The sequence below is a fragment of the Gilliamella sp. BG2 genome (genome assembly GCF_046635645.1).
Classification (GTDB): Bacteria; Pseudomonadota; Gammaproteobacteria; order Enterobacterales; family Orbaceae; genus Gilliamella; species Gilliamella bombi.
In genome coordinates, this window is the sequence record NZ_JBIDFF010000005.1 from 57,281 (window position 1) to 72,554 (window position 15,274).

Consider the following 15,274-nt stretch of genomic DNA (forward strand, 5'->3'; position numbering starts at 1 on the left):
CTATGACAACTTTTCCAACCATCATTCCTGCTCTTGATTTAATTGATGGCAATGTGGTGCGATTACATCAAGGTGATTATGGACAAAAACGTGATTATGGTAACGATCCTCTTTTACGCTTACAGGATTATGAAAAACAAGGTGCTAAACTGTTACATCTTGTTGATTTAACAGGTGCGAAAGATCCCCAAAAACGCCAAATTTTACTAATACAAAATCTGATTAATGGTGTGCAAATACCAGTTCAAGTTGGTGGAGGAATTCGTACTGAAAAAGATATACAATCATTGCTATCTGCCGGCGCTGCTCGCATAGTAATTGGTTCGACAGCTATTAAGCAACCCGAATTGGTCAAACAGTGGTTTTCAAAATATGGTGCAGAAAGGCTAGTATTGGCTCTTGATGTCCGCATTGACAACCAAGGAAATAAATATGCCGCTATTCATGGATGGCAAGAAGATTCCTGTCAGACACTAGAACAAGTGATTGATGATTACCTTCCTTATGGCTTAAGGCATGTATTGTGTACAGATATTTCCAAAGATGGCACACTCAGTGGCTCAAACGTTAAGTTGTATCAGGAAATTAGTCGTAAATACCCACAGATTGCTTTTCAAGCGTCTGGCGGAATTGGTCAATTGAGTGATGTCAAAGCACTGAAAGACAGTGGTGTTAAAGGTGTCATTGTTGGCCGTGCTTTACTTGAAGAAAAATTTACAGTTCAGGAGGCAATTTCATGTTGGCCAAAAGAATAATTCCCTGTTTAGATGTTCGCGATGGACAAGTGGTTAAAGGTGTACAATTTCGTAATCATGAAATTATTGGAGACATAGTCCCCTTAGCAAAAAGATATGCAGAAGAAGGCGCAGATGAGCTCGTTTTTTATGATATCACCGCTTCGTCAGATGGCCGTGTTGTCGATAAAAGTTGGATCGCAAAAGTTGCCGAAGTGATTGATATCCCTTTTTGTGTTGCTGGTGGTATTAAAACGGTTGAAGATGCAGGTCAAATATTAACCTTTGGAGCTGATAAAATTTCGATTAATTCCCCTGCCCTTGCTGATCCTAGTTTAATTACACGGCTTGCAGATCGTTACGGAGTACAGTGCATTGTAGTTGGCATTGATAGCTGGTATGACAAACAGTCAAACAATTATCATGTTTATCAATTTACTGGTGACGAAAAACGTACCGTTGCCACAAAATGGAACACTCTCGACTGGGTACAGGAGGTACAAAAACGTGGTGCAGGTGAAATTGTTCTTAATATGATGAACCAAGACGGTGTTCGTAATGGATATGATATTATTCAACTAAACGCCGTTCGAGAAGTATGCAACGTGCCACTAATTGCTTCAGGCGGTGCTGGTACTATTGAGCATTTTTTACAGGCATTTAATGAAGCACAAGTTGATGGAGCATTAGCTGCCTCAGTTTTTCATAAACAAATTATTAATATTGGTGAACTTAAACAATATTTGGCACAGCATGGAGTAAATATTCGATTATGTTAACGCAAAATTGCAATACCCAATTAGATTTACAACAACTGGATTGGCAAAAAGTGGATAATTTAATGCCGGTCATTATTCAGCATTATGTTTCGGGCGATGTGTTAATGCTTGGCTATATGAATCAAGAAGCGTTAGCACAAACACAAAATAGCGGCAAAGTCACTTTTTATTCACGAACCAAACAGCGCCTTTGGACAAAGGGTGAAACTTCTGGCAATTTTCTTAATGTTGTGAGTATTTCAACGGATTGTGATAATGATACGTTATTGATTTTAGTTGATCCAGTTGGCCCAACTTGCCATACCGGCTCAACAAGTTGTTTTGCTTCGACTAAAACTCAATGGGGATTTTTATTTGAATTAGAACAGATAATTGCAGGGCGTAAAAATGCCGATCCTAAATCATCATATACCGCAAAACTGTATCATGACGGCACTAAACGCATAGCTCAAAAAGTGGGAGAAGAAGGCGTTGAAACAGCCCTTGCAGCAACAGTTCATGACAGCGAGGAACTAAAAAATGAATCTGCCGATTTAATTTATCATTTATTAGTTTTACTCCAAGACCAGAATCTGTCTTTACAAGATGTCATTGGTATTTTAAAAGCAAGACATAAATAGTTATAACCCATCCAAAGTGCGAGTTATGTCGCACTTTGTTTCAATTTTTTATTCTCATAAAAAAAGATAGAATAAATTAGTAAACGGGTAATTTTACCCCGTTAAACATCGTTAATACTTCGGAATTGTTTTCACATAACATAAGTTTGTCTACAGCTTGTCGATTCAAATGAGGTGAAAACTGACTGATAAAATCATACATATAACTGCGTAAATATAATGAGCGAGGAAAAACAATATAGGTCGTGCTGTAAGGAAAAATATGTCCAGCATTAAGTACAACTAAATCGTCATCTGATGTATTGATCACCGCCATTTTTGCTACAATACCAACGCCGACACCTAATTTAACATAAGTTTTAATTAATTCGGCATCCGTTGTGCTAAAAACAATATTAGGTGATTGGTTAGCACGCAAGAAAGCTTGATTTAAATCTGAACCATCATTAGAAAAATCATAGCTAACTAACGGATATTTTGAAAGCTCTTCAATCGAAATTAATTTACTTTTGGCAAGCGGATGATCTTTCATCACAATCACAGCCTGGTTCCAGTGATAACAAGGTAAGGCTATCATATCATCGCTAAGCTGTGAGATATCGGTCACAATCGCAAATTCAGCCAGACCTTCTTGAGTTTGTAAAATACATTGAGGAGAAGATCCTTGCTCCATATGCAATGTAATACTTGGATATTGCTGCATAAACTGTTGAATCACAACTGGCAATGTATAACGAGCTTGAGTATAGGTAGTGGTAATTGTTAATGAGCCTTGATTTGGTTGACTAAACTCTTTGGCGATAATCTTAATATCATTGGACTTATTGAGGATCTCTCGGGCAAGAGCAATGATTTTTTCACCAACCGGTGTGATTTGAGAAAGGTGTTTACCCACTCGAGTAAATATCTGAACGCCGAGCTCGTCTTCTAATAATTTTATTTGTTTGCTTATACCGGGTTGAGAGGTATACAGTTTTTCGGATGTTAGCGATACATTGAGGTCGTTATTTGCGACCTCAACAATATAGCGTAATTGTTGCAATTTCATAACACTCAAACGCTCCTTTAACTGTATGCCTTTCTTCCTTTTTAATAACATTACAAAAGGAAGAATTGCTAAGGTAAGTCATTTCACAGCTTAGCGCAAAAGAATAATTATTTTATACTAAAACGCATACTTTCCTGAAAGTTTTTAACAAAATTCAGACGTGCCTACCTACTTTTTGCTATTGATCCATTTGCCATCTACATATTGCATCACCCAACCTGTCGATTTTCCATTAACTTCAGAAGTAACATATTGTTGTTTATTTTTACGGCTAAAACGAACAATTGATGGATTACCATAAGGATCTTTATTTGGTGCTTCGGTCAAATAAATGAATTTTTCGGGTAAGCGCTCTTTAAAACGTTGTAACTCTTCTATCAAAGGTGCGCGTGTTTCTCTTGATTTTGGAAAATTATGCGCCGCCAAAAAGATACCCGCAGCACCGTCACGTAATACAAAATGTGCATCTGACTTGGTGCATTTTAGTTCTGGTAGATCAACTGGGTCTTCTTTTGGTGGTGCAACATCACCATTTTTTAAGATCTTACGCGTATTTTTACAATCAGGATTAGTACAGCCCATATATAGGCCAAATCGCCCTGATTTTAAATGCATTTCTGAACCACATTTTTCGCATTCAATAATTGGCCCTTCATAACTTTTAACCTTAAAGTTACCTTTTTCGACAATAAAACCATCACAAATCGGGTTATTGCCACAGATATGCAGTTTTCGTTCATTATCAAGTAGATAACTATCCATAGCCGTGTGGCATTTTGGACAGCGTTTACGGGCTCTTAAAGCATCAGTTTCTGCTGTTTCAGCTTCTTCTAGAATATTTAATGTTTCGTGCTCAGGAATTAAGTTAATGGTCTGTTTACAACGCTCCTTAGGTGGCAACGCATAGCCTGAACAAGCTAAAAATACACCGGTACCGGCAGTTTTAATACCCATTTCACGCCCACAATTTGGACATTTAATTTCAGGTGTTAGCACCAATGGATTAAGCTGCATTCCACCTTTATCTGGTGCTTGTTCAGCAACCTCAAGATGCTGACTAAAGTCACTAAAAAACTGATCAAGCACTTCACGCCATTCTTGTTTTTTATGAGCAATCTCATCCAGAGCATGTTCCATACGTGCTGTAAAATCATAACTCATTAGATCATTAAAGTTTTCACTAAGTCTATCGGTAACAATTTCACCAATTTTTTCAGCATAAAACCGACGATTATCTAAACGCACATAACCACGATCTTGAATTGTCGAAATAATGGTTGCATAAGTCGATGGTCGCCCAATTTCTCGCTTTTCAAGCTCTTTAACAAGAGATGCTTCGTTATATCTTGCTGGTGGTTTGGTAAAATGTTGATTTGGATTTAAGTTAATTAAATCAAGCTTATCGTTTATCGATAGTGATGGTAATATTTTATCTTCATTATTTTTGGCTAGCTGTGGCTGCACTTTAGTCCAACCATCAAAACGCAATGTCCGACCTTTGGCTTTTAAAGTAAAATCACCTGAATTAACCGAAATTGTTGTTGAGTTATATTCAGCCGATGTCATTTGGCAAGCTACAAATTGGCGCCAAATTAGTTGGTATAATTTAGCGGCATCAGCTTCAACATCACTAAGATTATCAGCTAAGATAGTAACATCTGATGGGCGAATCGCTTCATGCGCTTCTTGCGAGTTCTTTTTACTACTGTATACATTAGCCGATTTTGGTAGATATTTATCGCCAAAATTTTTACCAATATAATCACGTACCATCGCTAGCGCATCCTGACTTAAATTGGTCGAGTCAGTACGCATATAGGTAATGTAACCTGCTTCATATAATCTTTGAGCCAACATCATGGTTTTTTTAACACCAAAACCAAGACGAGTACTTGCTGCTTGCTGTAAAGTTGAGGTAATAAAAGGTGCTGTTGGATTACTTTTAGTTGGCTTTTGTTCAATATTAGTTACTTGATATTGGTTTTTACTAAGTTCAGCTAGCGCAATATCAATGGCAACTTTATTTTTAGGTTCGAATGCATCGTTTTTATAATGAGTAACTTGTAAACTTAATGGCTCATTTTTAGCCGTGCTCAAATCAGCAAACAGCTCCCAGTATTCTTCAGGAATGAAAGCATGAATTTCGCGTTCACGCTCAACAACAAGGCGTACAGCAACAGATTGTACACGTCCAGCTGATAAGCCCCTAGCAACCTTTTTCCAAAGTAATGGCGATAGCATAAAGCCAACTACCCGATCCATAAATCGACGTGCTTGCTGGGCGTTAACCCGATCCATATCAAGCATCGATGGTTCATTAAAAGCATTTTTGATCGCCGTTTTGGTAATTTCGTTAAAAACAACACGACGATATTTGCTATCTTCACCACCTATCACGTCTTTAAGATGCCATGCAATGGCTTCCCCTTCTCTATCTAAATCGGTTGCGAGATAGATCATGTCAGCATCTTTAGCCAGTTTTTTCAGTTCAGATACTACCCTTTCTTTACCTGGTAGAATTTCGTAATGCGCTTTCCAACCGTTATATGGATCGACGCTCATGCGATCAACCAAGACCTGTCTTTCTGAACGTTTAACTTTTTTATCTGCTTTATCTTTTTTGTCTTTTGTTGATTTTTCAGCTCGTTGGCTACTACCACTCACAGGTAGATCGCGAATATGACCTACACTTGATTTAACCACGAAATCTTTACCAAGATATTTATTGATCGTTTTTGCTTTAGCTGGTGATTCGACAATAACAAGGGATTTTCCCATAATTAAACCTTTCTATTCTGTTGTTTGTATTATTTACTATCAATATTTACATCTAAGAGTGATAGTAAATCATCTTTAATTGTTGATACTTTCGTTGCATATTGTTCTTTCTGCTCTGCATCTTCAATTAATTGAGTAATGGTTTGTGACAACGTGCATCCACGGCGTTTAGCTAAATTAGCCAATCGTTGCCAAACTAAAAATTCCAAATCAATGGATTTTTTTCGAGTATTTTGTTGTTCTGCATTAAAATGACGCTTTCGCCTTGCCCGAATAGTTTGCTTCAGGCGATTATCTAAGTCAGGATTTAAATGCTGTTTTATCCAATCAACAACACCAGTTGGGTTATGTTCCAACAACAATAACTCATTGACCGCATGTTGCGCAGCACTTTTTTCAATATAGCGTGTAATTAACTCGCCTTCTAAGTGCCTTTTAACTAGGTAATTCCATTTCCAACCGCATTCAAGGTTTTCTAACTGTTGATATTTCATCCGTTCACCTTGTGACGCTGTAACTAAATAGCTATTTGTAGCATAATCTGCTCACACAATAAAGAAAATTATTGCGTTTGACAAATTTTTTATAAATCTGTTATCGTGAGCCTTTCATTTCTATCTTTATTTAAGGAATCCTACATAATGGTTAAAGCTGATGTTATTTATATTAATGGCTATATTTACACCGCAGATAAGCAAGACAGCGTGTGTGAAGCTATCGCAATTGAAAATGGCTATATTATTGCAACAGGCTCCACGCAAGAAATAAATAACAGTCACTATGTTGATAATCATACAATAATTTATGATTTGCAAGGTAAAACAATGATGCCTGGCATTATTGACTCACATTTACACACCTTTTGGGGTGGCATGCAATTATCATCATGTAATTTAAATTACCAAAGTTTAACTATTGATGAGACTTTAGCTATTATCCAAGACTATTTAGATAAAGATAATCCCAATCATAACGCTAATTGGTTGCAAGTCCGTGGTTGGTTACGCCAAGAAGTGTTGCCAATTGGTACAGATATTACTCGTTTTGATCTTGATAAACTCAATACAAAACGCCCTGTTATTTTGTTTTCAAATGATTGCCATACTTTGGTTGCTAACAGTATAGCATTAGAGAAATTTGGTTTAGATAGAAACACTCCAGAACCATCGGATGGTAAAATTGGTCGTACTGATGACGGCGAATTAAATGGTATATTAGAAGATGCCCCAGCCATGCGTGCTTTTGATAGTATTTCTAAATTAACTGATGAACAAGCACTTAATATTGCTAAATTATCGCAAGCAGAATTAAATAAACAAGGCGTTACTGCTGTTATGGATGCTCGAATTACTGAAACTCAAGCCGATGCCTTTTTAAGACTACAGCAACAAGATGGGCTTTCTATCCGCCTGTTCGGCGCTCGGGAATTGCCACCTGATGATGTGTCATCAATTGCCGATATTCCAAATGTCATTGAGAAAGTAAAACAGTTTGCCACTCGTTATGATGATAAAAACTGGCAACCTAGACCAGGCATTAAAATATCACATACTAAGTTATTTGTAGATGGCGTAATGCAAGCACCTTTGATGACGGCACGATTACTTAAACCATATCAGTTAGAAAACGAAAAAGATCGTTACGGTGATCTTTATTATTCCACTGAAATGTTAGATGCATTAATACTTGAATCCGCAAAAGCAGGTTTTCATCCACATATGCATACTGTTGGTGAAGGGGCAATTGAAGTAGTACTTGACGCTATTGAAAAAATGCGAAAAGCCTTACCTGATGCAGATATCCGTCCAAGCACTGCACATAACGAACTAAGCGCAACACACCAGTTTGCCAGATATAAACAATTAAATGCTTGCGTAGTATTTTCTTTTCAGTGGGCTGGTTGTAGTTCAGCAATGGTTGAGCAGTATCAAACTCTATTTGGTCCAGAACGTTATAATGGATTAGAAGCGCACGGGCAATACATTGATGCTGGTGTAAACTGTGCATTTGGTAGCGATTGGCCAATTGATCCTTTAAACGAATGGTATGATTTCCAAATTGCTATGACTCGACAAATTGATGCTGATCATCCACGATTAGACAGCGATCGTAATTTAACTATTACTGAAGTATTGCGTAGTGCTACTATCAATGCTGCATATGTATTAAATCAAGATGAATATATTGGTTCAATTGAAAAAGGTAAATTTGCTGATTTAATTATTTTAGATCGCAACCCATTTACCATACCAACTAATGATATCCAAAACGTTAACGTGTTAACAACTATTGTTGGCGGTAAAACGGTTTATCAAAATGATGTAATTTAAAATTTAAATTTTTTATGTCAAATTACTACACCACAATTATTAGTGGTGTAGCATAAATAATTATCCAAGCTTTAATCAACTTCAATTGCTTTTGCTTTCTCTGTTTCCCCGCTGTCGTTTTTGTGAAAGGTAAGATAGCAGCAATAATCAATACTCCGATAAACATATCAATCACATACCATATAGCTCCTGACCATACCTCCTAATTCCACTAAAGATCAATACAATAATCTACACTTATTTTATAAACTGATTTGTTAAATTAGTATTTCTGTTGCTACTCAAATGTAAAAATAGAAATTCAAAGTTTTAACTTACCAGTTTAAATTAAATAGGTCTTAATTAACAGCTAATATACTTTAAAGTTTATAATTTGCCCGCTTTAATATTTTTTACAAAAAATTAGCTTGCATAATTATTATAATATGGCAGAATTCCCTGCCGCTTTAAGCGGGTAAAAAGGCAAAACTATACTTAGTAGTTTTTTATTGTTTTTTGGGACAGAGGAGCAAAGTAAGTCATGTCCGCAATAAAAATGAAACGAGTTTTAACCACACCTGCATTAATTGCATTTGGTTTAGCTTATATGGTTCCTTTAGGGATCTTTACCACTTATGGGGAAGTAACAGTTAAAAGTAATGGACACTTACCTATAGCCTATATCATCACCCTTGCCATGATCTTTTTCACTGCATTAAGCTATTGTCGTATGGCAAATAAACTACCTATTGCTGGTTCTGCTTATTCTTATGTACAACGTACTTTTGGTGGAAAAGCTGGATTTTTGGTGGGTTGGGCACAAATCCTTGATTACCTATTTTTACCAATATTAAATTATTTGGTTTTAGGTATTTATCTTAACGAAGCATTTCCTAGCGTTCCTGCTTATGTATTTGTACTTGGATCATTGATTGGGGTTAGTCTCTTAAATTATCTGGGTATTAAGTTGATCAATTCGGTAAATTTCACCTTAATTATTGTTCAGATGATTTTTATTGGATTATTTATATTTTTCACTTTTGCTAATACCCATTTAACCCCAGAAGTGATAATAAAACCACTTAAGATCAATGCTGATGATTTTAGCGGATTAATGTCAGGAGCCGCAGTACTTTGCCTTGCTTTTTTAGGCTTTGACGCGATAGCAACGTTGGCAGAAGAATCCAATGATGCAAAAAGATCTTTGCCTAAAGCCATTATTTGGACAGTTCTTATTGCTGGCTGTATCTTTTTGGTTGTCTCTTATTGTGGTCATCTGATTTTTCCTATGTGGAGTAGTTTTGTTGATAACCAAGATACGGCAAGCCTTGATGTGATGCACCACCTTGATAAAATCAATCGTATAGAATTTATTAGACAAATTAGTAACAATTTTATGTACAATTTCTTCCAAGCGGCATATCTAACTGGCGTCTTTGCATCAGCAATGACTGCACAGACTAGCGTATCACGGATTTTTTATGCAATGGGACGTGAAGGCGTGCTACCTAAACAGATCTTTTATAAAATTCACCCACGCTTTAGAACGCCTTATTTATCGATTATCTTTGTCGCTTGTTTTTCATTACTATCATTAGTATTAGATCTTAGTTTAGTTTTCTCAATGATAAGCTTTGGTGCATTAGTGGCGTTTACTTTTGTCAATCTATGTGTGATCAAAAGCTACCTTAGTGGTAATACAAAAACAGCATCAATGCTATTTAAGTATGGACTATTACCTGCAATTGGCGTTTTGCTTTCATTGTGGTTGTGGACAAGTCTTGATGCAACAGCGATGATTGTTGGTTTAGTTTGGTTAGCAATTGGAGTTATTTATTTAATTTATCTAACTAAAGGTTTTACCAAAACGTTGCCATCAATTGATCATAGCGAATTGAATTCAATAATTAAAGATTAACTTAATCTTTTTAAATTAGGTCTACTTAAAAGTATCTAGTTACGCCTTTTAAAAAACAACTCCGTCGACCTAAGTCGACGGAATCAAATAAAAAATAATTATTAGCTAGCTAATGTTGTAATTACTCACCAAAACCTGTAGCAAATAATTCACGGATTTCATCCATTGCTGCTTGTTCATCTTCACCATCACAGATGATTTCTACAGTTGAACCACCTTTAACCCCAGCACCAAGTAAACCCATCATACTTTTTAATTTAATTGCTTTATCATTATAAACAAGCTCAATTGATGATTTATAACGACCAGCTAATTTAACTAGTGTTGTTACAGGGCGAGCATGCAAGCCCGTTGAATTTTTTACTACCATTTGCTCTTTTAACATAATAAAGTCCTTATTTATATTTTAAAGTTAAAACTATAACTGTATTTATATCATAAATTAAACGATTTTGCTCTTTTTTTGCATGTGAATTTGTATAATTTAGATAAACTAGTTTGCTTATCTAAAGTTAATATTAAAGTTAGACCCAAAAATAACGTACAAGATGAAAAAAGATCGGTGCGGCAAAACAAACAGAATCTAAACGATCGAGCACACCACCATGACCACTAATTAAATTTCCCCAATCTTTTATACCTCTATCTCGTTTGATGGCAGACATAACCAAACCACCCAAAAAACCCAATAATGTAAGCATGAGTGAAATAAAACCTGCTTGGATAAAACTAAAAGGTGTGATCCAAAATAAGCACGCACCAATTAAACTTGCTGATAAGGTTCCTCCAATAAATCCTTCAACCGTTTTAGATGGCGATAAATTTGGACTAATTTTATGTTTACCGAATAATTTTCCAAACACATATTGCAACACATCTGAAAGCTCTACAACCAATACTAAAAAAGCAATCAAAAGAAGATTGCGATCCTGATAATTATCAATTGGTAATATTAATAATGCTGGTACGCAAGAAATATTATATACTGTAATCATTAATCCCCATTGTACTTCAGCTGTTCTCTCCAAAAAATTATAAGTTGAACCGGTTATTGCCGCCAAAATGGCTAATAATAAAAATCCATAAACAGGGATAAAAATACTAAATAATCCATACCACGATATAGCAACTAAAATATATTGCAAAGGTAAAGCAATGAAATAGGCAAATATCAATGCATAAGAATCATAACGATTAGCAGGCGTTAAAATTAAAAACTCTCGTAATGCAATAGCAGATGCTACGAAAAACAGAAAAACTACCGCAAATTTTCCTATCAAGAATGCAATACCTATAACAGCCACAATTACCCACCATGCATTAATGCGAGTGATAAGATTATCAATTACACTATTTGGACTACTAAGATGCCGTTTTAATAGCCAACCTACAGTAGAGGCAATAACAAGTAAAATACCAATACCAGCAAATAATAATAAGGTATCATTTTGATAATTAGGCATATTCCTTTCTCCTTATTGCTTGTCCGCTGTTAAATATGAACCAATTTTACTTTAACTGAATTACCAAGATTGAATAATGCCACTAAACCATGCTCCTATTAATAATATAATTTGTATAATCAGTAATGTTATTTGTTTTCTAAATAACCTTAACGTACCTTGTTGGCGTTCAATGATAGTTCGTTTTATTAACTGATTGGACTTAATTAAATGAAGGGTTAACAGAACATTATCTAACTCAATAAGTGTATTAGCGAGTTGTTTGTTGCGAGTAGACAAATAATTAAACAGTTGTTTATCAAATTGAATTCTTAATGTGTAATAAATCCCAATCAATCCCATAATAAAGGCAGCAAAACAAAATAAGGTTAATGGTAAAGCATCGTTAATCATCCAATTTGAGATCAATCCAAAGCATAATGCTGTAATAGTGAAAAACAACAATAATAAACCAATTAATAAACTGATAGTCAGTAATCCACAAAATATCACAAGTGATGTTTGACAATCTGTTGTTAATTTTTTTGATTCATCATGATTTAACATACTGACTTCCTTTTTTTATTTGTAAAAACCAGTCTAACAAAATTATTCGTTGCTTGGCTGTAATAACAATTGTATGACGGCGTTCTTTTACCATACTTATTGCTTCATCTAAGTTCGATGCTCTTTTAGTTAACAATAACCAAGCAATAATAGCGGTAGCACTGCGCGAATATCCCAAAGCACAACAGACTAATAATTTACCTTTTTTGTAATGCTGATTAATAATTTCAGCTGCTTGTTGACATTGTTCAATCGTCAGTGGCGTCATATCTAATACAGGGATGAGATTGTACTGACCATTAAAATGAGGAATTGGTAATTCAGCGCAAAGATCAACAATTGAGAAAAAATGATTTGTGCGCAAAGTATTATTGGAAGGTATTCTACCTAAATAAACATTATCACAAATCAAATCTACCGACTTGTTTTTAAATGTCCACAATCGTGAATTAACCCATATAATCACAAAATAAGGCAGATATAAAATAGTAACTACAAGATTAAATTTTCCATTAGTCTGTTTTTGAAAACCGACTGTGCCAACTAGTAAATAGTTTACTGAAACTAATAAAAATGCAACAGAAAACCATAATAACCACAATGCCCATGAATAAAAGTAAATAGCAATATAAAAGGAAAATGCGAACAGTAAAAAATAAACACTACTCCAAAAATACTGCTTAGGTAATTGGTAATTTTTTATTGGTGATAGACTATCATCTGGCCATAACCAAATACAGAAACACCCTACTCCGACCCCAGTAGGAACGTCAAAAAAGTGATGTTGCCAAGTTGTTAATACAGATAAAGCAATTAATAAACACCAAATATGTAAAATATAGCGCCACACACCACGAAAATAGCTAGCATAAAATTGCCATAAAATAACCAATAATGTAATGTGAAGCGATGGCGCTTGATTAAAGGGTTTATCAAATCCCATCAAAATATTAAATAATAATCCCGATAATCCATCTAATGTTGGGCGCTCAAAAGAAAACTTAAGCGGAAAAGTCAAAAAACAGATAATACAAATGATCTGAGCAGATAAAAGTCGAAGACAAAGTATTTTTAGAGCTCGATGAGAGCAAACAAGTAATATTGCTAGTCCATACATAAGGTCTATCGACCAATAAGGTACGATAGACCAAGACCACAATGGAATTGAATGTTCCCACTTAAAAACTATACTTCCTACATTACTACGTGTAGAGGTAAACCAATTGGCAAAATTATAGCTAGTAAAAAAGAAAATAGCTAAACAAATTAACCATATAAACTTATAAATAGTTAGCTTATTAAATCCTAGTTTTACTTTATCCATTATTTTATTCGTTGTGCTAGCGATACAGTAAAGATCCCCCACTGATCAATACGCATTGTTATTTTTTTAAACCCAGCAGTTGCAACTAACTGATCCATTTCACGTTGAGTTCGTCTTCGCATAATCCATGGTTGACCATCACGTTGTGATGTTAACGCTCTTGCTATAAATTCCAATTGAGGATGCCATGGCTGATTGGTATAAATTAAATATCCCCCTTCAGGTATTGAGTCAGCAAGGCCAGATAAAGAGTTACGTATCAACTGATTATCACTAAACAGCTCATACAAACCAGATACAACAGCTAAAGTTGGTTTAGGTGATAATTGGGCTAGTTGCTCACGATTAAAAGCATCGCCTTTTTCAAAACGAGCTATATTTACTAATCCTTTATCTTCTATTAATGTTTGACCTGCAAGCACATTAATATCACTATAATCTCGTAGTAAAATCGAATTGGGTTTATTGGCAATTTGATTAATCGTTTCTAAAATATAACGCCCATGCCCTGCTGCTATATCAACAATATCGACAGAATACTTCTGATCATATAATTTATTGATAGCTAGTTTTAATAGCTCTTCAAGATGTACTTTTCGTTGTCGAATTCCTCGCCAACCAATAGATTGTAAATAAACATAATCAAAAAAACGCCCCAATTTTGATGTTCCCGATGGTTCATTACGGTAAACATAATCAAGCGTACTACCCGAATCAAATCCGGTATCGAGACCAAGCCTAATTCCGTCAGATATTTTACTGACATATTTTAAATTGGCTTTAATAAACTTCCAGTATATAGGTTTAATCAAACCCGATGGAGGCATCGTTAAATTATCTGCTTCTTGCCTAGTATATCCTACAAGATCAGCATTAACTAATGGCGGTACACAAATTTGATTGGCGAAACAACCAATAATAAATCGTCTTGCACGATCGATAGCGAATTTTCGTTCTTTTTCGCCAAATGTATCATGATAAAACCCTGGGAGAATGTGAAATTCTTTTTGTTGTGTGCCCAAATTATCGTAAAACTGTCTTTGCGGTTTTCGTCTTACTACATAATCCGATCCAGAAACTAACAATTGTGTTGGGACGGTAATTGCATTTGCATCTTTAACAACACGATCTGATACTGAATATAAATCAAGCAAAAGTCGTACAGAAATAGGTCGAGTAATTAATGGGTCTTTTGTAAACGAAGTTGCTCTTTCTAAATCATGCGTTAATAAATTAGGTTTGACATAACTATTAACAAAAAAATTCCCTTTCAAATTATATAGTAATTTCAATCCTGGCACCGCTAATGGTACATATAATTTTACGCTAAAAGCTGGTGAACCTAATACCAAGGCACGAATATTTGGCACATAGTCATGTACCCATGCCGAAGCAATCACAGCACCAACACTTTGGGCTATAATAGCAATATCTTCTTGACGGAGGTTATACTCCTGCATGATGTGTTCAATGAAACAGTTAGCATCTTTAATTAATGTTGCAAAATTAGGAGCATCACCTCGCTCACCTTCTGATTGACCATTACCTCTAGCATCCCAAGCAAAGATTTGATAATCTGGTAGATTTAATTCATCAGCAAGATGTGCAACACGTCCTGAATGTTCATGCCCACGATGAAAAATGACTATTGCTTTAGGTTGATTAGCATTGCTATCAATAACAGGCCAATAGCGATAGAATAACTGACAGCCATCATAACTAATAAATGTTTTTTGTTGCTGTTGACGCATATTT

13 protein-coding genes are annotated in these 15,274 nt (G+C 35.3%); 5 read left to right on the plus strand and 8 right to left on the minus strand.

All coding sequences use genetic code 11. The features are described from left to right. The first annotated feature begins 2 nt into the window (after window positions 1-2). Genes hisA through hisIE form a run of 3 tightly spaced genes read left to right on the plus strand, consistent with a single transcriptional unit; the run spans window position 3 to window position 2,133 of the window. Window positions 3-755, plus strand: coding sequence for a 1-(5-phosphoribosyl)-5-[(5-phosphoribosylamino)methylideneamino]imidazole-4-carboxamide isomerase (hisA, locus tag ACGH6Q_RS03470; protein ID WP_411591903.1), 753 nt, complete (start codon window positions 3-5; stop codon window positions 753-755). Next, window positions 737-1,513 carry an imidazole glycerol phosphate synthase subunit HisF gene (gene hisF, locus ACGH6Q_RS03475; RefSeq protein WP_065590971.1) on the plus strand — a complete coding sequence of 259 codons (777 nt, stop codon included), beginning with the start codon at window positions 737-739 and terminating at the stop codon, window positions 1,511-1,513. The genes hisA and hisF overlap by 19 nt, the downstream gene beginning before the upstream one ends. Then, window positions 1,507-2,133, plus strand: coding sequence for a bifunctional phosphoribosyl-AMP cyclohydrolase/phosphoribosyl-ATP diphosphatase HisIE (gene hisIE, locus ACGH6Q_RS03480; RefSeq protein ID WP_065560083.1), 627 nt, complete (start codon window positions 1,507-1,509; stop codon window positions 2,131-2,133). The genes hisF and hisIE overlap by 7 nt, the downstream gene beginning before the upstream one ends. Window positions 2,134-2,209: 76 nt before the next feature. Here the strand turns inward: hisIE and cysB are convergent, their stop codons facing one another. The 3 genes from cysB to matP all read right to left on the minus strand — a co-directional run bounded on the left by cysB (window position 2,210) and on the right by matP (window position 6,453). Then, window positions 2,210-3,181 (minus strand): HTH-type transcriptional regulator CysB, encoded by a 972-nt coding sequence (cysB, locus tag ACGH6Q_RS03485; RefSeq protein WP_174798294.1) that lies wholly within the window; start codon window positions 3,179-3,181, stop codon window positions 2,210-2,212. A 168-nt stretch (window positions 3,182-3,349) separates the two neighbouring features. Next, complete coding sequence (topA, locus tag ACGH6Q_RS03490; RefSeq protein WP_411591906.1) at window positions 3,350-5,959, minus strand: type I DNA topoisomerase; 2,610 nt, start codon at window positions 5,957-5,959, stop codon at window positions 3,350-3,352. Between the two features lie 29 nt (window positions 5,960-5,988). Further along, entirely contained in the window at window positions 5,989-6,453 is a 465-nt protein-coding gene (gene matP, locus ACGH6Q_RS03495; protein ID WP_034913031.1) for a macrodomain Ter protein MatP, read from the minus strand. Between the two features lie 147 nt (window positions 6,454-6,600). Between matP and ACGH6Q_RS03500 the strand changes: the two genes are divergently transcribed. After that, window positions 6,601-8,289, plus strand: coding sequence for an amidohydrolase (locus tag ACGH6Q_RS03500; protein WP_411591907.1), 1,689 nt, complete (start codon window positions 6,601-6,603; stop codon window positions 8,287-8,289). 520 nt (window positions 8,290-8,809) lie between these two features. Next, window positions 8,810-10,186 (plus strand): APC family permease, encoded by a 1,377-nt coding sequence (locus ACGH6Q_RS03505; RefSeq protein WP_065590976.1) that lies wholly within the window; start codon window positions 8,810-8,812, stop codon window positions 10,184-10,186. Between the two features lie 121 nt (window positions 10,187-10,307). On the opposite strand, the gene ACGH6Q_RS03510 is transcribed toward ACGH6Q_RS03505, so the two are convergent. From ACGH6Q_RS03510 to ACGH6Q_RS03530, 5 genes are all read right to left on the minus strand, one after another. After that, entirely contained in the window at window positions 10,308-10,571 is a 264-nt protein-coding gene (locus tag ACGH6Q_RS03510; RefSeq protein ID WP_034913021.1) for an HPr family phosphocarrier protein, read from the minus strand. Window positions 10,572-10,710: 139 nt separating this feature from the next. Continuing rightward, a complete protein-coding gene (locus ACGH6Q_RS03515) occupies window positions 10,711-11,649 on the minus strand; it encodes a phosphatidate cytidylyltransferase (RefSeq protein WP_411591909.1) in 939 nt (312 codons plus the stop codon). A 60-nt stretch (window positions 11,650-11,709) separates the two neighbouring features. Further along, entirely contained in the window at window positions 11,710-12,195 is a 486-nt protein-coding gene (locus ACGH6Q_RS03520) for a hypothetical protein (RefSeq protein WP_296301597.1), read from the minus strand. Beyond that, window positions 12,182-13,519: a phosphatase PAP2/dual specificity phosphatase family protein gene (locus tag ACGH6Q_RS03525; protein WP_411591910.1), complete on the minus strand. Its 1,338-nt coding sequence runs from the start codon at window positions 13,517-13,519 to the stop codon at window positions 12,182-12,184. The genes ACGH6Q_RS03520 and ACGH6Q_RS03525 overlap by 14 nt, the downstream gene beginning before the upstream one ends. Then, window positions 13,519-15,270 (minus strand): bifunctional alpha/beta hydrolase/class I SAM-dependent methyltransferase, encoded by a 1,752-nt coding sequence (locus ACGH6Q_RS03530; protein WP_411591912.1) that lies wholly within the window; start codon window positions 15,268-15,270, stop codon window positions 13,519-13,521. Before ACGH6Q_RS03530 ends, ACGH6Q_RS03525 begins: the two co-directional genes overlap by 1 nt. Between the last annotated feature and the right edge of the window lie 4 nt (window positions 15,271-15,274).